The following is a 17,457-nucleotide window of genomic DNA, read 5'->3' as shown; positions in this document are numbered from 1 at the left end:
GAAGGCGGCTCGGCAGCCTGCTGCACGCCGACGCCGACCGAGGCTGCTGAGCCTGCCGCCGAGCCCGCGCAAGCCGCCTGCTGCACGCCTCGCGGCAAGCCGCTGGGCATCCCGGTGAAGTCCTCGACGTCGTGCTGCTGAAGGTGCCGGCCATGAGCGACAAGGTCCGCAACGTCCTGTTTATCTGCACCGGCAACTCCGCACGCTCGATCATGGCCGAGGGCCTGATGAACCACCTGGGCCGCGGCCACTTCAAGGCGTACTCGGCAGGCAGCCACCCTGCCGGCGAGGTCCGGCCTCTGGCCCTGCAGACGCTGAGCCAGTGGCACATCCCGACCGACGGCTTCCGCAGCAAGTCCTGGGACGAGTTCGCCGCGGCCGGAGCGCCCGAGATGGACTTCGTCTTCACGGTCTGCGACAAGGCCGCCGGCGAGGTGTGCCCACTATGGCCGGGCCAGCCGATGACGGTGCACTGGGGCGTGGCCGACCCGGCCGCCGTCAAGGGCACGCCCGAGCAGCAGCAACGTGCCTACATGGACGCCGCGCTGGTGCTCAAGCGCCGCATCGAGCTGATGCTGGCTCTGCCGCTGCAGACGCTGGCGGGCATGTCGTTGCAGCGCGAGATCGAGCGCATTGGCGAGACCGGCGCTGCCTGACCCTCCAGCCCTGCCGTGTCCTGGCAAGGCATCTCCCTTTACCGACTCCACGCACCCGGAACACGCCGGACCTGCAGCCATGACCACTCACGTCCTGATCCTCTGTACCCACAACTCCGCGCGCAGCGTACTCAGCGAGGGGATGCTCAACCACCTCGCGGCCAGGTTGGGCAAGGACGTGCGTGCCCACAGCGCCGGCAGCGCACCCAGCGGTCGTATCAACCCCTTCGCCCTGGAGGCGCTGCAGAACGCCGGCATCGACACCAGCGCCTGCCGCAGCAAGAGCTGGGACGAGTTCTCGACCAACAGCGCGCCGCCGCTGTCCATCGTCATCACGGTGTGCGACAGCGCTGCCGCCGAGGCCTGCCCGGTCTTCTTTAGCGGCAACGGCCAGCCCGTGAAGGTGCACTGGGGCTACCCCGACCCGTCCAACGCCGAAGGCGGCGACGAGGGCAAGCGCCGCGCATTCGAGCTCACGCGCCAGGCCATCGGCTACCGGATGCTGCAGTTGCTGGCGTTGCCGCTGCAGACCCTGGGCCGCGACGCGCTGCAGGCGGCGCTCGTCGAGATCGGCCACAGCTGAGTGAGACACCGACCATGAACAACACCCGAACCGTACCGGCCGTGCAACAAGCCGCCCGGGCTGCCGCACCGGCGCCCATGAGCGTCTTCGAGCGCTGGCTCACCATCTGGGTCTTCCTGTGCATCGTTGCCGGCATCGCGCTGGGGCAACTCCTGCCGGGCCCGTTCCAGGCCATCGGCCGCATGGAAGTGGCCCAGGTCAACCTGCCCGTGGGCGCGCTGATCTGGATCATGATCATCCCGATGCTGCTGAAGGTGGACTTCACCTCGCTGCACCAGGTGAGCCAGCACTGGAAGGGCATCGGTGTCACGCTGTTCGTGAACTGGGCAGTCAAGCCCTTCTCGATGGCGCTGCTGGGCTGGATCTTTGTGCGCCACATCTTCGCGCCGTACCTGCCCGCGGAGCAGCTCGACAGCTACATCGCGGGCCTGATCCTGCTGGCCGCCGCACCCTGCACGGCCATGGTGTTCGTGTGGAGCCGGCTCACCGGCGGGCACCCGCTCTTCACGCTGTCGCAGGTGGCCCTGAACGACACCATCATGGTGTTTGCCTTTGCACCCATCGTGGCGCTGCTGCTGGGCCTGTCCTCCATCACGGTGCCCTGGGACACGCTCATCACCTCGGTGGTGCTCTACATCGTGATCCCGGTGATCGTGGCGCAGCTCTGGCGCAAGGCGCTGCTCAGCAAGGGCCAGGCTGCCTTTGACGCCACGCTGGCCCGGATTGGCCCCTGGTCCATCACCGCGCTGCTGGCCACGCTCGTGCTGCTGTTTGCTTTCCAGGGCGAGGCGATCCTCAGGCAGCCGCTCGTGATCGCCATGCTGGCCGTGCCGATCCTCATCCAAGTCTTCTTCAACTCGGCCCTGGCGTACTGGCTCAACCGCAAGCTCGGTGAGTCGCACAGCGTGGCGTGCCCGTCGGCGCTCATTGGTGCCAGCAACTTCTTCGAGCTGGCGGTGGCCGCGGCAATCAGCCTCTTCGGCTTCGAGTCGGGTGCCGCGCTGGCGACCGTCGTGGGCGTGCTCATCGAGGTGCCGGTGATGCTGCTGGTGGTACGCATCGTCAACCAGAGCAAGGGCTGGTACGAGGCCGGTGCACGCGGCGGCTGAGGCCGGGATGCGTTCCACGCAAGGCGGCCTGGATCTGCCTGCGCTCATGCCCCGCGTAGCCCGTGTATTGGCAAGCCGTGTCGAGAGATTGTTGCCGCATCGGCTGGGCCCCTGGCCCGGCAAGTCACAGCACGACGATCTACCATGACGGACAGCCAAGATCTGATGCACCATGGACAGCGAAACCGACCAACCAACTTCCGGACGAACTCCACGCTTGATGGCGAGCGCAGGGGTTGCCGCAGGCCTGACAGGGCTGCTGGCTTCGTCCTGCTGCGCCTTGCCCATCGCGCTGGCGGGCCTGGGAATGACCAGCGTGGCCGGCACCCTGATCCCCACATTGGCAGCGTTGCGCCTCCCGATGCTCGTCTTGGCCGCATGCTTCGTGCTGATCGGATGGCTGAGCATGATGCGCCAGCGCAGGGTGTGCGCGAGCTTGCAGGCCTGTACAACCACATCTGGACCGCCGCGGGCGGCGCAGATGGCCCTCGTGCTGGTCACCGGCATCGTGGTGCTGGCCAGCATCTGGCCGACCTGGGTGGAGCCTCACGCAATCCGGTGGGTGCGGTAATGAGCGGATTGGCATTGCAGTCCACGCTCACCTGCCCCCATTGCGGGCATCAAGAGGTCGAGTCGATGCCCACCGATGCCTGCCAATGGTTCTACGAGTGCAAGGCATGCCACGCGCTGTTGAGGCCCAAGGCCGGAGACTGCTGCGTGTTCTGCTCGTATGGCACCGTGCCGTGCCCGCCCGTTCAAGCCACAGGCGCCGGCGGCTCCTGCTGCAGCCGCGGTTGACCCCTTCCCAACGGTACAGTCGCCGCGTGGCAGTGCCCGGACAGATCGGCGATGGCGGCGCTGTCACGCTCGCCTACGGCACCACGCAGGTGATGGCTCGCATGGGCGAGAAGGCCACGCCGACCACGCTCAAACGCTTCCTGGTAGGGCCTGAGGACAAGGAAATCACGGGCTTGGCCAAGACGCCGGACGGCAAGGCGATCTTCGTCAATGTCCAGCACCCGGGCGAGGCGACTGACATCGCCAACGTCCCCAACACGACGATGAAAACATTCCTGCTGTACGTCGCCACGGCGCTGGCCGAGATCATCGGCTGCTACCTGCCGTACCTGTGGCTCAAGCAAGGGCGCAGCGCCTGGCTGCTGCTGCCTGCCGCCGCAAGCCTGGCACTGTTCGCATGGCTGCTCACGATGCACGACACGGCTGCGGGACGCGTCTACGCGGCCTACGGCGGTGTCTATATCGGCGTGGCGCTCCTGTGGCTGTGGGCCGTTGACCAGATCCGCCCGACAGCCTGGGACCTGGCCGGCGTTGCCGTGGCGTTGGCTGGCATGGGCATCATCATGTTTCAGCCAGCCCGGTAAGACTTCAATACGCGACCCGGTCCGGCCAGACCCATCAGCACTATCGAAGCGACCCATGACCGACGTCACCATCTTCCACAACCCCGCCTGCGGTACCTCGCGCAACACGCTGGCGCTCATCCGCCATGCCGGCATCGAGCCGACCGTCGTCGAATACCTGAAGACGCCGCCCAGCAAGGAGCAACTGCGCGAGCTCGTGGCCGCCACGGGCCAGGGTGTGCGCGCGCTGCTGCGCGAGAAGAACACACCCTACGCCGAGCTGGGCTTGGCTGCCCCCAAGTGGAGCGACGAGCAGTTGCTGGACTTCATCGTGCGACACCCGATCCTGATGAATCGCCCGCTGGTCGTGACCCCGCTGGGCACCAAGCTGTGCCGGCCGTCCGAGGAAGTACTGGAGCTGCTGCCGGTGGACCATCTGCCGCCCTTCACCAAGGAGGACGGCGAAGTGGTGCAGGACAGCGGGGTGCGGCGTGGTTGAGCTGGACCAGACGCTTCCCGCACTGGACGCCTCGCTGTTCCAGGTACCGACCCTGGAGCAGTTGCAGGTGCGCGAGCCCTCGCGCCACGCGCCGCGCTTTCTCATGCTCTACGGCTCGCTGCGCCAGCGCTCGTACAGCCGGCTGCTGACGTTCGAGGCGGCGCGGCTGCTGGAGGCCATGGGCGGCGAGGTGCGGATCTTCGACCCCACGGGGCTGCCGCTGCCCGACGGTGCCCCAGACACGCATCACAAGGTCCAGGAACTGCGCGATCTCGCGGCCTGGTCCGAAGGCATGGTCTGGTGCTCCCCGGAGCGCCATGGCGCGATGACGGGCATCATGAAGGCGCAGATCGACTGGCTTCCGCTGTCGGTCGGCGCGGTGCGCCCGACGCAGGGCAAGACGCTGGCGGTGATGGAAGTCTCGGGGGGCAGCCAGTCCTTCAACGCCGTGAACCAGATGCGCGTGCTGGGGCGCTGGATGCGCATGCTCACCATCCCGAACCAGAGCTCGGTGGCCAAGGCCTTCAACGAGTTCACCGAGGACGGCCGCATGAAGCCCTCGGCGTTCTACGACCGGGTGGTGGACGTGATGGAGGAACTGTTCAAGTTCACGCTGCTCACCCGCGACGTCGCGCCGTACCTGGTGGACCGCTACAGCGAGCGCAAGGAAAGCGCTGAAGAACTCTCCAAGCGCGTCAACCAGCGCGCCATCTGAGACTTTGCGCCACTTGCGCTGCACGATGCCGCTTTTGACATCGAGCCGCATGCACAGTTGTTGCTGCAGACGCTGCTGAGGCGCTGCTCACCGCTGCGTTGGTCCGTCCCCGTCCGACGGGCACCCTTGACATGGCTGTGCGGACGCGGGTTGGGCTCCAGCGCCTGGCTGGCCGCCTGGGGGTGCCTCGTTGAGGACGCAGCGATCGCGTGTTGCCTGCTCCTGACTGCATAGCCGGCGCGGTTCCTCGAGCCCTTTCTGTAGCGCGCCCGATGGCTTGACGCGACTGGGGAAGCGGCTCTCCGTACTGGCCATGCCCGTTGTGTCCGACCACTCGTCGGCCTTCATAACCATAAACGGCAGTCGGGATTTCCTGACGGCCCATTGACTCTGTACCCGCTACAGGCTGTCCAATGATGTGAACGAGAATTATTTCCATGAACAAGACTTTCTTCCGCTCCTTTGCGATCTGGCTGGCGATTTGTCTAAGCAGTGGCTTGGCCTTCGCGCAGGCACCGACGTCCGATGCCTCGGTTCGCCAACTCTGGCAGTTGCTCGACTACGTTGGGGTCGACTACGGAGGCGCCGTCGCGGGCGGAACCGTGGTCAGCCCGACGGAATACGCCGAGATGCAGGAGTTCTCCAACAACGCCCTGCAGCAGGTGAAGGAGTTGCCGGCGAATGCTGCCAAGGACAATCTGGTCACTGCCGTCAGCTCGCTTCGGGAAGCGGTATCGCGCCGCGCCGATGGCGCCGAGGTCGCTGCGCTTGCACGTCGCGCCAACGAGCTGTTGCTGGCCGCGTATCCGGTACCGGTCGCGCCGAAGCTGCTGCCCGACGTCCAGCGCGGTGCAAGCCTGTACCAGGCGCAGTGCGCCAGTTGCCACGGCAGCACGGGCCAGGCAGACGGCCCCTTGGCCGCAGGGCTGGATCCCAAGCCGATTGCCTTCTCGGACCGCGAGCGCGCTCAGTCGCGCAGCCTCATGGCGCTGTACCAGATCGTCGGCAACGGTGTGTCCGGCACCTCGATGCCCAGCTTCGCCAGCCTGCCCGAGAGCGATCGATGGGCGCTTGCCTTCTACATCGGAACGCTGTCGAACGACGATGCAATGCGCCAGCGCGGTGCCCAGGTGTGGGCACAAGATCCCCAGGCCAAGGCGAAGTTCGCAGATCTGGCGGCCCTCACGACTCAGACGGAGGCCGCCGCCGCCGGTGCTCTTGGCGCCGACAAGGCGCGTGACGTGATGGCCTACCTGCGCAGCCAGCCTCATGCGCTTGCCAACAATGCGCCCGCTGGCGTGCCGCTCGCGCGCGCTCGCCTGCAGGAAAGCCTTGCGGCGGCCCGCTCGGGCGACCGTGCGGCGTCCGTGCGCCTGGCTCTTTCGGCCTACCTCGATGGCTTCGAGCCGCTGGAGCCGGTGCTCTCCGCGCGCAACCAGCCGCTGATGACCGACGTTGAAAACTCGATGCTGGCCTATCGCGCTGCACTGGCCGCCGGCAAGGTCGAGGAGGCTCAGACCGTGGCCCGGCAACTCGACGGACTGTTCGCCAAGGCGCAAGCCGAGCTCGACGCCGGGACGGCGGACCCGACGACGACGTTCCTGGGTGCGTTGACGATCCTGTTGCGCGAAGGTGTCGAGGCCCTGCTCGTTGTCGTGGGCATGCTGGCGTTCCTGCGCAAGGCGCAGCGCCCGGACGTGGTGCGGCACGTGCACGCGGGCTGGGTCGCCGCGCTGGCAGCCGGCGGCGCGACCTGGGCCGTGGCCACCTACGTGGTGGACATCAGCGGCGCCAGCCGCGAGGTGACGGAAGGGCTCTCGTCGCTGTTCGCGGCTCTCGTGCTGCTCAGCGTCGGGCTGTGGATGCACCAAAAGAGCAGTGCCGGCCGCTGGCAGAACTACCTCAAGGACAAGCTGTCCTCCGCGATGTCACGCCGCTCGGCCTGGGCGCTGTTCGCCCTGGCCTTCATTGCCGTGTACCGCGAGGTCTTCGAGACGGTGCTGTTCTTCTCGGCGCTGGCGGTCGACGGCAACGGGGGCGCACTGCTCGCGGGCCTGGGCACGGGGGTAGTCATCCTCGGTGTCATTGCATGGGTGCTGCTGCGCACCAGTGCCCGCATGCCCATTGGCAAGTTCTTCTCGATCAGCTCGGTCCTGGTCGCCTTGCTGGCAGTGGTGCTGGCCGGCAAGGGCGTGGCGGGCCTGCAGGAGGCAGGATGGCTCTCCGCCAGTCCCATCGCATTCCCGCGTGTGGAAATGCTGGGCATGTTCCCGTCCGCGGAAACGATGACTGCCCAGGCGGTCGTGCTGGCCATCGCGCTGATCGGCTTCTGGCTCAACGCCACGGCGGGCCGCAGGGCGAGCGCGCCTCGAAAGAGCGCCTGAGCAGCCAAGCGCCGGGCGCAAGCTCATGCAGTCGTGGTGGCGCAGTGGACTGCGCCACCACCAAACATTGAGCAGCGCAGTGGCTGCGTCAGTGGTCTGGTCGGCCTGTCCCTGCAGCCGTCCATAGAGGCCTTCAGCGGGCCGGCACCCATGGCGGCGAGGGCGACCTCACCTACATCCTGAGTTGGTCGGTGAAGCAATGCGCTTCAAGACGCACCGGTTCCGCGTTGGGCCCTGCCCTTGTGCGAACCTGCCATGTGCCCGGCTGGTCGGGCGCTTTCTTCGGGTGCTTGGCGGGCGTTGTGGACAATCTCCCGCAGGATGCCGCAGTGGGCTGTGTCGCGCGGGATGGCGCACTGCTGTCGCAACTGCTTGAGTTGCTTCTCCAACTCGCGCAGCTCTCGAATGCGGGCCGCGACATGGCCGATGTGCTCGTCCAGCAGCACATTGACCTCGCCGCAATCAGCCTGTGGCGCGTCCTTCAGGCGCAGCAGCACGCGGATCTCGTCGAGTGTCATGTCCAGCGAGCGGCAGTGCCGGATGAAGGCCAGCCGCTCCACATGCCCGGTGTCATAGACGCGGTAGTTGCCGCTCGTGCGCGGCGGCAGGGGCAGCAACCCTTCGCGCTCGTAGAAACGGATCGTCTCCACCTGGATGCCCGTCGCGTTGGCCAGTTCACTGATCTTCAAGTCCTGCTCCCTTGAGGCCCCCGCCAAGGCGACGGCCGGTCCTTGACTCTACACCTGCTACAGGGTGTCGAATGCAGCCGTGAGCCGCGATCCGCTTCTTTCCCGGACAGGCTCACTGGACGGTCGCCATGGAAGGAAAAACGGCCAGGAGCTTCGCGCGAATATGGAAAACACCCTCGACGCAGGACAGGAACGGGACCGCCGCATTTTGTGGGCGGTGCTCTTGATCAACCTGGGGCAGAGCCTGTCGGGTATCGGCGTGGGTATCTGGGCCTCGTCCACTGCGGTCGTTGGAGCGGCCCTGGACAATCTGGCGGACGCCTCGGTGTATGCACTCAGCCTTTACGCCGTGGGGCGCGCCGTGGCAATCAAGGTGCGTGCCGCAAGGCTGTCTGGTTGGCTGCTGATCGCCTTGGCGATCATGCTCTTCGTGGAGGTTCTGCGCCGCTTCTTTGGTGGCGAAGAGCCGGTGGGCCCGGCGATGATGACGATGGCCGCGGTCAACGCGGCATTGAACATCGTGTGCCTGCGCCTGCTCAAACGCCATCAAGGCGAGGACGTGAATTTCAAGGCATCGGCCATCTTCACGAGCAACGATTCGATCGTGAATGGGGCCATTGTTCTTTCCGGCGCGCTGGTGATGTGGTCCGGCTCCAACATCCCGGACCTGATACTGGGTCTGGTCGTTTCCGTCATTGCGGCCAGAGGCGGCCGCGAGATTCTTGAGGAGGCGACCGAGGCACGGGACAAGCCTGCATCCAAGACCGCTTGACCCTGATTTTCCAAAGGGAATCAGGCGGCGTCTTGACTCTGTAGTCACTCCATGGTTTGCAATATCCTGGAATCCCGCTCGAAGCCCTATGAAAACTGATCAAGAAAGCATTGCAGGCGTTGGCGAAGGCGCCGCCGTCTCGCTGCGTGTGCCGACGGGCGACGGTTCAACGTCGGCCGTCTTTCGAATCCCGAACATGGATTGCCGCTCGGAAGAGCGCGCCATCCGGGACCGACTCGGCAGCCTGGCGCAGATCCAGTCCCTGTCCTTCGACTTGCCAGGGCGCCGGCTCACCGTGAGCCACTCGCTGCCCTCGCCGCAGCCGCTCGTCGACGCGCTGCACGAGATCGGCATGCAGGCGTCACTGGAGCAGGCACCGGCTGCAGACACCGGCGGCAGCTCATGTGGCGCTTCCTGCGCTTCCTCCTGCGGTGCCTCGGCAGCGATGTTGTCCGAAGACGTCTTCGCCATCCCGAACATGGACTGCCGCTCGGAAGAAGCGGCCATCCGTGAACGGCTGAGCAAGCTGGCACACGTCCAGGCCTTGTCCTTCGACTTGCCGGGCCGCCGCCTCACCGTGACCCACTCGCTCGCATCGCCGCAACCATTGGTCGAGGCGCTGCACGAGATCGGCATGCAGGCGTCCCTGGGTGTGGCGGCTGCAGGAACCGGCAGCGGTTCATGTGGCGCCACCTGCGGTTCGGCGTGCGGCGGCTGGCCAGCGACGATGTCCAAGGACGTCTTCACGATCCCGGACATGGATTGCCGCTCCGAGGAGGCCGCAATCCGCAGCCGCCTGGGCCAACTCCAGGGTGTCGAGGCGTTGGAGTTCGACCTTGCTGCCCATCGGTTGTCAGTGGCGCATGTCCTGCCCTCGGTGCAGCCGATCCTGGCGGCGTTGGAGGCGATCGGCATGCGCGCCTTGTTGGGCGAGGAAGCCGCAGCGCCCAAGGCCAGCGATCATGAAGCGCAGGCCGCGAGTTGTGGTCCCTGTGGCAAGCCTGCCGCCATCTCCGGGCCTGCGGCCACTGGCGACACGCTGCAGCTGCTGATCACCAACATGGACTGCCCGACCGAGGAGGCGTTGATCCGCAAGCGCCTGGGCAAGGTCAGTGGAGTCGACCGGCTGGACTTCGACCTGATGAGTCGCCGCCTGGCGGTGCAGCACCGGCTGGCCAACACCGCGCCAGTGCTGTCGGCCCTGCGCGAGATCGGCATGGATGCCACGGTCGAGCGGGAGGCTGGACCGAGCCCGAAGGGGCAGGCGACCTACCTGATCGAGAAGATGGACTGCCCCACCGAGGAGGCGCTGCTGCGCAAGGCGCTGCAGGGCATGCCCGGGGTCAGCGCGCTGCAGTTCGACCTGATGAGCCGCACGCTCACGGTCAGCCACGAGCTGCCGGATGAGGCGGCCATCACGGCCGCCATCGAGCGGCTGGGCATGTCGCCCGTGCTGCGCGACCGCAGCCAGCCGGCGCCGCCCGTGACGCGCGAGTTCGGCACGGGCATCAACAAGGCCCAGTGGGTACGGATGGGCGCTGCCGGCATCCTGGCCATTGGCGCGGAAGCAATGGCCTTTGCCGGCCTTGGAGAGTCGTCCTGGCCCGTGGTGGGGGCCTCGCTGGCCGCGATCGCGCTGGGCGGCATCGAGACCCTTAAGAAGGGCTGGATCGCGCTGCGGACGCTGTCGTTGAACATGAACCTGCTGATGACGATTGCCGTCATCGGCGCGGCCCTGATCGGCCAGTGGCCCGAGGCGGCGGTCGTCATCTGGCTGTTCGGCATCGCCGAGATGATCGAGGCGCTGAGCCTGGACCGCGCGCGCAATGCGATTCGCGCGCTGATGGACTTGGCTCCCGAGACCGCCCTGGTCAGGCAAGCCGACGGTCGCTGGGAAGAGGTTCGCGCAGAGAGCGTCCCCATGGGCGCACTGGTGCGGGTACGTCCGGGCGAGCGCATTGCGCTGGACGGTGTGGTGGTCTCCGGCGGCTCCTCGGTCAACCAGGCACCGATCACCGGCGAGAGCATGCCGGTGGAGAAAAACCCGGGAGATACGGTTTTCGCCGGGACGATTAACGAGCGTGGCACGCTGGAGTTCGAGGTACGCTCGCGCAAGGGCGAGACCACGCTCGACCGCATTGCGCGCTCGGTGCAGGAGGCGCAGGGTCAGCGTGCCCCCTCCCAGCGTTTCGTCGATCGCTTCGCCAGCGTCTACACCCCGGCCGTCTTTGCCCTGGCAGTCGCCGTGGCCGTGATCCCGCCACTGCTCTTTGGCGGGGCCTGGTTCGACTGGGGCTACAAGGCGCTGGTGATGCTGGTGATCGCCTGCCCCTGCGCCCTCGTGATCTCCACCCCGGTCACCGTGGTCAGCGGGCTGGCCGCGGCCGCACGCCGCGGGATTCTGGTCAAGGGCGGCTTGTACCTGGAGCAGGGCCGGCTGCTGCGCGCAGTCGCGCTGGACAAGACCGGCACGCTGACGCACGGCCGCCCGAGCCTGACTGATACCGTGGCGCTGGGCGCCCTGTCGCAGGACGAGGCGCTGCGCGTGGCAGCCAGCCTGGACGCGTTGTCCGAGCATCCGGTCGCCACGGCCATCGTCAGCGCCTACGGGTCCCGGCCGCACGCCGAGGTACAACGCTTCGAGGCGCTGGCCGGCCGGGGCGTGAAGGGTGACATCGAAGGCGTGACCTACTACATCGGCAACCAGCGGCTCGCCGACGAGCTGGGCGTGGCCGATGATCGGGTGCGCGAAGCGCTTGAGCGGCTGGAGGCCCAGGCCAAGACCGCGGTCGTGCTGGCCACGGCCAGGCAGGCGCTGGCCGTTCTCGCGGTGGCGGACACGGTGCGCGAGAGCAGCAAGCAGGCCGTGGCCGAGCTCAAGCAGCTCGGCGTCGAGCCGGTCATGCTCACGGGCGACAACCGCAAGACGGCCGAGGCCGTCGCCGCGCGGGTGGGCATTACGGATGTCCGCGGCGAAATGCTCCCGCACGACAAGCTCGCGGCCATCGAGCAGCTGGCTTCCCGGGCGCCGGTGGGCATGGTCGGCGATGGCGTGAACGACGCACCGGCGCTGGCCAAGGCGAACATCGGCTTCGCCATGGGTGCCGCGGGCACCGACACCGCCATAGAGACGGCCGACGTGGCGCTGATGCAGGACGACCTGCGCAAGCTGCCCGAGTTCATCCGGCTGTCACGCCGCGTGGGTGGCGTGCTCAAGGCCAACATCACGTTCGCCATCGCGACCAAGGTCATCTTCATGGTGCTGGCCTTCACGGGCCATGCCAGCCTGTGGCTGGCGATCCTGGCCGACATGGGCGCAAGCCTCGCCGTGGTTTTCAACGGCCTGCGGCTGCTCAAGGGCCCCTCATCCGCTCGGACGCAGCATGCCGACTGATCGCAGCATTCGCCTTGCATTCGTGCTGGCGGGCCTGATCGTGGCCGCCGACATGGCCACCAAGGCAGCCATCGTGGCCCTGCTGGAGTTCGGTGCTGAGCATGCATGGCTGCCGGTGCTCAACATCGTGCACGTGCTCAACCGGGGCGCGGCTTTCAGCTTCCTGCACGACGCCGGTGGCTGGCAGCGTGCCTTCTTCATCGCCATCGCGGCTGTTGCGTCAGTCTTCCTGATTGTCATGATCCGCCGTCCTGACACCACGGCGGCACAGCGAATCGGCTTCGGGCTCATCCTCGGTGGCGCGCTGGCCAACATGATTGACCGGATCTTGCGCGGCGCCGTAGTGGACTGGATCGACGTGCACTGGGGCCCGCACCACTGGCCGGCTTTCAACGTGGCCGACATCGGGATCACCATCGGTGCGGCACTGCTTGTGTTCCATGAGCTTGCCGGCACAAGGAAGGCCAGCGCAGTGAATGGCTGAGCAAGAGGAACCCGACATCCCGTCGCAGACGACCGGCCGCGGGTGGGCAATTTATGTTGGTCCGGTCGATCCCGCCGACTGCATCGACACCAGGCAGCACAGCTGGCGTGGAGCACGCGGGCGCTGCTGCTTGAAAGCACCTGGGGAGTGATGGGAACCGCTGGTCATTTCGTTACTGTTTGTGTGCCACTCCGTCTCGTTGCGGCCGAGCCAGTGCGCATGATGTTCCTGGACTCGACCATGCGCGGTGGGTGCTGCGCGGCCTCGAAGTCAGCCGGCAACCGTGGCAGCGTTGACGGGCTTGCAAGCGGATCTGCTGGAGCATGAGTTGGACCGGTGGCTGAGCGGCAGGGCTCCATCGCGACCGGACGGCCCCTCACACCGTTCTGCGGAGGACCCGCGCTGGGTGACGGTCCTGAAGTGGCTGGAACAGGCGTTGGATGGGCCTGTGCGGATCGAGGATGCCGCCGAAGTTGTCGGGCTGTCGCCATCCCGCTTCATGCACTGGTTCTCGAAGGCCTCGGGTCTGTCGTTCCATGCTTATGTGTGCTGGCTGCGCCTGCAGCGGGCCGTGCGAACGCTTTCCGATGGATCGACGCTGACCGAAGCGGCGCATCTCGACGGCTTTGCCGAAAGTCCGCACCTCATGCGCACCTTCGCTGCCACGCTCGGCGTGCCACCCGTGCCGCCGCATGGGGTTCGGATCGAATGCGCTGACGATACCAAGCCGCTGCTCACGCCAGACGGACTGGCGCTCGTTGACCTTGTTTAGCGTGAAGGTGCTGGAATTGAATGTCCTGCTGTTGGCCAAGGCCGCCCTGTTGGGCATCGTGGAGGGACTCACGGAGTTCCTGCCAATTTCATCGACCGGGCACTTGATCGTCGCATCGTCGCTGCTGCGATTCGATAGCCACGCGACCCACGTGTTCGAGATCACGATCCAGGCCGGCGCCATGTTGGCGGTCGTCTGGCATTACCGAATGCGGCTTGCGGCCACACTGACGGGCTGGCGCTCAGATCCATCCCGCCGGCAGTTTGTGCTCAACCTCCTGCTGGCCTTCTTGCCGGCGGCAGTCCTCGGCCTGTTGTTCGGCTCGTTCATCAAGACCCATCTCTTCACGCCTACATCGGTGGCTGCGGCTTTCGTGTTGGGCGGTGTCATCATCCTGGTGGTAGAGCGACGGCAGCGGCAGCCCAGGACCAGCGAATCCGATCGTGCTCGCATCTGCAGCGTGGATCAGCTGAGCGCACGAGACGCGCTGCGGATCGGGTTCGTGCAGTGTGCTGCCCTCGTGCCCGGAACCAGCCGTTCCGGCGCAACGATCATCGGATCGATGTTCCTGGGGCTGCCGCGCCAGGTGGCAACCGAGTTCAGCTTCTACCTTGGCATTCCAACACTCTTCGCTGCGGCGGGTTACTCGCTGTGGCAACACCGTGACGCACTGCGAGCAGACGAAGCTCCTTTGTTGTTCGTGGGGACCGCTGTCGCCTTTGTGAGTGCACTCGCCTGCATTCGCTGGTTGATCCGGTACGTCTCTACGCACGACTTCACTGCGTTCGGCTGGTACCGCATTGCATTCGGTTCTCTGATCCTTGTCACCTCTGCGGGGGAATGGATCTCCTGGCCCGCCGGATGAAGCGATGGTGCGTTCCGAATCTGACGCCAATCACAAGAGTCGCCCCAGCCTTGGCGCTTGGTTGTTGCTCGTAATCTTGACCACCCCACTGGCCATTGGTGTGCATGCGTTCTTTGTGGACAAGACGGACAGGACCGTCGAAGGTCCGCTGGAGTTCACGTTGCACGCAGCTCCGCCGCGCTTGCCTGTAGTCGCGTTCAATGACGACAAGGGGCGGCCCACGACGCTGGACGCTTTCCGCGGCAGGACGGTGCTGCTTCATCTGTGGGCAACTTCGGTACCGCCCTCTGAGCAACCATTGCCATCGCTCGACCGGCTTCGACAACGGCTCAACGGCGAGCGGTTCGAGGTGGTCGCGCTATCGCTCGACACGGGGGACCAAGCGAAAGAAAAAATCGCTTCGTGGTACGTCAGCGCGGGCATTCGGCACCTGAAGATTTTCCACGACCCTACGATGTTTGCGGCAAGGCGCCTCTCGTCGAAGCAACTACCGACGACGCTGCTGCTCGATGCACAAGGACGCGAACTCGGCCGCACATCGGCGGTCCTGCGCTGGGACTCGCCTGCCGCGATTGCGTTTATCCAGGAGCAGTTCACCTCAAGCCGCTAAGGCATAGTAAGCCAGCCTATGACTGGCGATCCTGGCCGAGATGGGGACGCCTCGCCATGGTCTTCAACGGCCTGCGGCTGCTCCAGGGCTCACCGTCAGACCGGACGCAGCATGCCGGTTGAACGCAGCATCCGCCTGGCATCTGTGCGGCCAGGCCTGATGGCGAAGGACCCCAACGGCGTCCGTGTCGTCGTGCGGTATGCGCCCTTCCACCAAGGCTCGGACAAGGTCATTGGACTGCTGGAGGCGTCAAGACGCCAGGGGAAGTACGAGGCCGTTCTGCAAGCGGTCCTGGCCGCGCAGCCCATGTAGGCCAACCACGCTCAGCCCAATGTCGAGCTCGCCTTCAAGGCAGCGCAGGAAGCGGGACTGGATCTGCAAAGGCCCGGACTGATGCAGACCTGCCGGCGGTGCGCTCCGTGCTGGAGCAGGACGTGGAAAACGTGAACGCGCTGGGTGTCAACAAGACGCCGACCTTCTTTGTCAACGGCCAGGCGCTACCGAGCTTCGGCGCCGAACAGCTCGCTGAGTTGGTGGCCGAGGAGGTTGCCAATGCGAAGAAGTGAGCCTGCTTACGACCTCTCCCCGATGGTCCTACGTGCAGCGCTTACTGCTGGTGAACCCAATGCCTACAGCGTGCGGTTTCGCGCCACCGGCGGGTTGCGCGCGAAATAGCGCCGGATGCCGGTGGTCAGGGCCTTGACCAGCTCGCCGCGGTAATCCGGGTCGGCGAGCTTGCGCTCCTCCTCCGGGTTGGAGATGAAGGCCGTCTCCACCAAAATGCTCGGGATATCGGGCGCCTTGAGCACCGCGAAGCTGGCTTGCTCGACCTGGCGCTTGTGCAGCCGGCCCACCTTGCCGATCTGGCTCAGCACCTCCTTGCCGATTTCCAGGCTGTCCTTGATCTGCGCCGTGGTGCTCATGTCCAGCAGCGCGCGCATCACGTGCACGTCACTGCTCTTGAGGTTGGTGCCGCCGATCCGGTCGGCCCGGTTCTCGCGCTGCGCCATCCAGCGCGCCGCGGCGCTGGATGCTCCCTTGTTGCTGAGCGCGAACACGCCAGCGCCGCGCGCCTTGGGGTTGATGAAGGCGTCGGCATGGATGGAGACGAACAGGTCGGCCTTCACGCGGCGCGCCTTGTTCACGCGCTCGTGCAGCGGCACGAAGAAATCGTCGTCGCGGGTGAGCATGGCGCGCATGCCGGGAATGGCGTTGAGCCGGTCGCGCAGTTGCAGCGCCACGGCCAGCACCACGTCCTTTTCCTTGAGGCCGCTGGGGCCGATGGCGCCCGGGTCCTCGCCGCCATGGCCCGGGTCCAGCGCAACCACAATCAGCCGGTCGATCTTCCTGAGCTGCTCGGCCGAGGGCGGCGGGGGTGGGGCGGGCGTCATCGGCGGAGATGGCGTCGGAGCCGGCGCGGCGGCGACCTGTGGTGGCCGCGCGGGCGGCTTGGCGGCGGCCACAGGTGGCGCTTCCGGTATGCCCGGGCGGTCCATGCGGTCGATGAACTCGCCCAGTGCGTCCTGCACCGCGCGCGCGGCCTGTTCTTCGGCCTGCGTCTTCTCGCGCAGCAGTGCCCGCAGTGGATCCGGCGCCTTGGTGGGGTACAGGTCGAACACCAGCCTGTGCTGGTAGGCCGCCACGGGGCTCAGGCGGAACAGCTGCGGCGCCGTGGGCTGCTTGAGGTCGATCACCAGCCGCACCGTGCGCGGCTGGTTCTGGCCCACGCGCACGCCGGTGATGAAGGGGTCGTCCGCGCGCACCTTGCCCACCAGCTCGCGCAGCGCCGGGCTGAGCTCCAGGTTGTCGATGTCGATCACCAGCCGATCGGGCGACTCGATCAGCAGATGCCGCGCTGACAGCGCCTGGTCGGACTCGATGGTCACCCGCGTGTACTCGGTGGCCGGCCACACGCGCACGGCCACGATGCCCGCGCCCCAAGCCAGCTCGCCCGCGCCCAGCAGCAACGCCAGCGCGCCAGAGCGCTTGAGCAGCCCCCGGCGGTCGAAGGCGGGATGCGGTAAGCAACGTGGTCCTCGGCTCATGCCAACACCTTTGGTAATTCCAATCCACCAGCACTGTGCTCCTGCGCCTGCGGTTCTCGCGAGTCGTCGTCGCGCGTGCGCAACGTCAGCAGCAGCTGGGCCGGCGTCACCACGCCGGCAGCGTACTCGGACCACTGCGCGAGCTTGAGGGCAGGAGCGGCGAAGAAACAACCCAAAGGCAAGGAAGACATCGTTTCTCGCGTAACCGAAAGCCGGCCTTGCGGCCGGCGCGGTACCCCCCTCCACCCAATGCGGTCGGCTTCGCCTCCGGAGCCGCTTACGCGGCCGACCTCATTGGATGGAGCCCCTCGCGCTTTCGGTGGCCGAGCAGATCAGATCTCTCCATAGGAGTGCAGGCCGGAGAGGAACATGTTCACGCCCAGGAAGGCGAAGGTCGTGACCACCAGCCCGGCGAGCGCCCACCAGGCCGACATGGCGCCGCGCAGGCCCTTCATGAGCCGCATGTGCAGCCAGGCGGCGTAGTTGAGCCACACGATCAGCGCCCAGGTCTCCTTCGGG

The 17,457-nt window shown here is 66.5% G+C and carries 20 protein-coding genes and 2 pseudogenes; 18 read left to right on the top strand and 4 right to left on the bottom strand.

The window, feature by feature from the left end; genetic code table 11:
- Nucleotides 1–152: 152 nt before the first annotated feature.
- The 10 genes and pseudogenes from ALA01S_RS26715 (at nt 153) to ALA01S_RS26680 (ending at nt 7,307) form a co-directional block, all read left to right on the top strand.
- A complete protein-coding gene (locus tag ALA01S_RS26715; protein WP_066342326.1) occupies nt 153–656 on the top strand; it encodes an arsenate reductase ArsC in 504 nt (167 codons plus the stop codon).
- A gap of 79 nt (nt 657–735) precedes the next feature.
- Nucleotides 736–1,239, top strand: a complete 504-nt coding sequence (locus ALA01S_RS26710; protein WP_066342322.1) for an arsenate reductase ArsC — start codon at nt 736–738, stop codon at nt 1,237–1,239.
- A gap of 14 nt (nt 1,240–1,253) precedes the next feature.
- Nucleotides 1,254–2,348, top strand: coding sequence for an ACR3 family arsenite efflux transporter (arsB, locus tag ALA01S_RS26705; protein ID WP_084267982.1), 1,095 nt, complete (start codon nt 1,254–1,256; stop codon nt 2,346–2,348).
- A gap of 172 nt (nt 2,349–2,520) precedes the next feature.
- Complete coding sequence (locus ALA01S_RS34125) at nt 2,521–2,919, top strand: hypothetical protein (protein WP_169806023.1); 399 nt, start codon at nt 2,521–2,523, stop codon at nt 2,917–2,919.
- Complete coding sequence (locus tag ALA01S_RS35050) at nt 2,919–3,146, top strand: GDCCVxC domain-containing (seleno)protein (protein ID WP_084267981.1); 228 nt, start codon at nt 2,919–2,921, stop codon at nt 3,144–3,146. Before ALA01S_RS34125 ends, ALA01S_RS35050 begins: the two co-directional genes overlap by 1 nt.
- A 92-nt stretch (nt 3,147–3,238) precedes the next feature.
- Nucleotides 3,239–3,361, top strand: a pseudogene (locus ALA01S_RS35505) (hypothetical protein); the annotation flags it as partial.
- A gap of 48 nt (nt 3,362–3,409) precedes the next feature.
- A complete protein-coding gene (locus ALA01S_RS35040; protein WP_066342325.1) occupies nt 3,410–3,730 on the top strand; it encodes a YnfA family protein in 321 nt (106 codons plus the stop codon).
- A 55-nt stretch (nt 3,731–3,785) separates the two neighbouring features.
- A complete protein-coding gene (arsC, locus tag ALA01S_RS26690; protein ID WP_066342319.1) occupies nt 3,786–4,208 on the top strand; it encodes an arsenate reductase (glutaredoxin) in 423 nt (140 codons plus the stop codon).
- Entirely contained in the window at nt 4,201–4,923 is a 723-nt protein-coding gene (gene arsH, locus ALA01S_RS26685; protein WP_066342318.1) for an arsenical resistance protein ArsH, read from the top strand. The genes arsC and arsH overlap by 8 nt, the downstream gene beginning before the upstream one ends.
- 437 nt (nt 4,924–5,360) lie before the next feature.
- Nucleotides 5,361–7,307, top strand: coding sequence for a cytochrome c/FTR1 family iron permease (locus ALA01S_RS26680; protein ID WP_066342317.1), 1,947 nt, complete (start codon nt 5,361–5,363; stop codon nt 7,305–7,307).
- A gap of 206 nt (nt 7,308–7,513) precedes the next feature.
- Here ALA01S_RS26680 and cadR read toward each other — a convergent pair whose 3' ends face one another.
- On the bottom strand, nt 7,514–7,996 hold the full coding sequence (gene cadR, locus ALA01S_RS26675; protein WP_066342316.1) for a Cd(II)/Pb(II)-responsive transcriptional regulator: 483 nt from the start codon (nt 7,994–7,996) through the stop codon (nt 7,514–7,516).
- A 163-nt stretch (nt 7,997–8,159) separates the two neighbouring features.
- Here cadR and ALA01S_RS26670 point away from each other — a divergent pair, with 163 nt between their 5' ends.
- The 8 genes and pseudogenes from ALA01S_RS26670 to ALA01S_RS35035 all read left to right on the top strand — a co-directional run bounded on the left by ALA01S_RS26670 (nt 8,160) and on the right by ALA01S_RS35035 (nt 15,459).
- Entirely contained in the window at nt 8,160–8,768 is a 609-nt protein-coding gene (locus tag ALA01S_RS26670) for a cation efflux transmembrane domain-containing protein (protein ID WP_066342315.1), read from the top strand.
- 88 nt (nt 8,769–8,856) lie between these two features.
- Nucleotides 8,857–9,108, top strand: a pseudogene (locus ALA01S_RS35555) (heavy-metal-associated domain-containing protein); the annotation flags it as partial.
- 24 nt (nt 9,109–9,132) lie between these two features.
- On the top strand, nt 9,133–12,162 hold the full coding sequence (locus tag ALA01S_RS26665; RefSeq protein WP_444979094.1) for a heavy metal translocating P-type ATPase: 3,030 nt from the start codon (nt 9,133–9,135) through the stop codon (nt 12,160–12,162).
- Complete coding sequence (gene lspA, locus ALA01S_RS26660) at nt 12,152–12,646, top strand: signal peptidase II (protein ID WP_066342314.1); 495 nt, start codon at nt 12,152–12,154, stop codon at nt 12,644–12,646. Before ALA01S_RS26665 ends, lspA begins: the two co-directional genes overlap by 11 nt.
- Nucleotides 12,647–13,052: 406 nt before the next feature.
- Nucleotides 13,053–13,418 (top strand): helix-turn-helix transcriptional regulator, encoded by a 366-nt coding sequence (locus ALA01S_RS26655; RefSeq protein WP_066342313.1) that lies wholly within the window; start codon nt 13,053–13,055, stop codon nt 13,416–13,418.
- Nucleotides 13,419–13,434: 16 nt separating this feature from the next.
- A complete protein-coding gene (locus ALA01S_RS26650) occupies nt 13,435–14,283 on the top strand; it encodes an undecaprenyl-diphosphate phosphatase (RefSeq protein ID WP_066342323.1) in 849 nt (282 codons plus the stop codon).
- A gap of 76 nt (nt 14,284–14,359) precedes the next feature.
- Entirely contained in the window at nt 14,360–14,893 is a 534-nt protein-coding gene (locus ALA01S_RS26645) for a TlpA family protein disulfide reductase (protein ID WP_169806021.1), read from the top strand.
- Between the two features lie 434 nt (nt 14,894–15,327).
- The gene (locus ALA01S_RS35035) at nt 15,328–15,459 is read left to right on the top strand and encodes a DsbA family protein (RefSeq protein ID WP_238455962.1); all 132 of its coding nucleotides are present in this window, start codon (nt 15,328–15,330) and stop codon (nt 15,457–15,459) included.
- A 63-nt stretch (nt 15,460–15,522) separates the two neighbouring features.
- Here ALA01S_RS35035 and ALA01S_RS26640 read toward each other — a convergent pair whose 3' ends face one another.
- The 3 genes from ALA01S_RS26640 to ccsA all read right to left on the bottom strand — a co-directional run.
- Nucleotides 15,523–16,938: an N-acetylmuramoyl-L-alanine amidase gene (locus ALA01S_RS26640; RefSeq protein WP_066342311.1), complete on the bottom strand. Its 1,416-nt coding sequence runs from the start codon at nt 16,936–16,938 to the stop codon at nt 15,523–15,525.
- On the bottom strand, nt 16,935–17,129 hold the full coding sequence (locus ALA01S_RS33535; protein WP_157119297.1) for a hypothetical protein: 195 nt from the start codon (nt 17,127–17,129) through the stop codon (nt 16,935–16,937). Before ALA01S_RS33535 ends, ALA01S_RS26640 begins: the two co-directional genes overlap by 4 nt.
- A gap of 141 nt (nt 17,130–17,270) precedes the next feature.
- On the bottom strand, nt 17,271–17,457 hold a 187-nt coding region (gene ccsA, locus ALA01S_RS26635; RefSeq protein WP_169806020.1), incomplete at its 5' end, for a cytochrome c biogenesis protein CcsA.

It is taken from the genome of Azohydromonas lata NBRC 102462, assembly GCF_001571085.1.
Lineage (GTDB): Bacteria > Pseudomonadota > Gammaproteobacteria > Burkholderiales > Burkholderiaceae_C > Azohydromonas > Azohydromonas lata.
This window is presented reverse-complemented; position numbering and strand designations above follow the sequence as displayed.

Bases quoted from the DNA above. Each gene is read 5' to 3' on its own strand.
- ALA01S_RS26670 (WP_066342315.1), top strand. From the start codon at position 8,160: ATGGAAAACACCCTCGACGCAGGACAGGAACGGGACCGCCGCATTTTG.
- ALA01S_RS34125 (WP_169806023.1), top strand. From the start codon at position 2,521: ATGGACAGCGAAACCGACCAACCAACTTCCGGACGAACTCCACGCTTG.
- ALA01S_RS26715 (WP_066342326.1), top strand. From the start codon at position 153: ATGAGCGACAAGGTCCGCAACGTCCTGTTTATCTGCACCGGCAACTCC.
- arsC (WP_066342319.1), top strand. From the start codon at position 3,786: ATGACCGACGTCACCATCTTCCACAACCCCGCCTGCGGTACCTCGCGC.
- ALA01S_RS35040 (WP_066342325.1), top strand. From the start codon at position 3,410: ATGAAAACATTCCTGCTGTACGTCGCCACGGCGCTGGCCGAGATCATC.
- ALA01S_RS26680 (WP_066342317.1), top strand. From the start codon at position 5,361: ATGAACAAGACTTTCTTCCGCTCCTTTGCGATCTGGCTGGCGATTTGT.
- ALA01S_RS35050 (WP_084267981.1), top strand. From the start codon at position 2,919: ATGAGCGGATTGGCATTGCAGTCCACGCTCACCTGCCCCCATTGCGGG.
- ALA01S_RS33535 (WP_157119297.1), bottom strand. From the start codon at position 17,129: ATGTCTTCCTTGCCTTTGGGTTGTTTCTTCGCCGCTCCTGCCCTCAAG.
- lspA (WP_066342314.1), top strand. From the start codon at position 12,152: ATGCCGACTGATCGCAGCATTCGCCTTGCATTCGTGCTGGCGGGCCTG.
- arsB (WP_084267982.1), top strand. From the start codon at position 1,254: ATGAACAACACCCGAACCGTACCGGCCGTGCAACAAGCCGCCCGGGCT.
- ALA01S_RS26640 (WP_066342311.1), bottom strand. From the start codon at position 16,938: ATGAGCCGAGGACCACGTTGCTTACCGCATCCCGCCTTCGACCGCCGG.
- ALA01S_RS26710 (WP_066342322.1), top strand. From the start codon at position 736: ATGACCACTCACGTCCTGATCCTCTGTACCCACAACTCCGCGCGCAGC.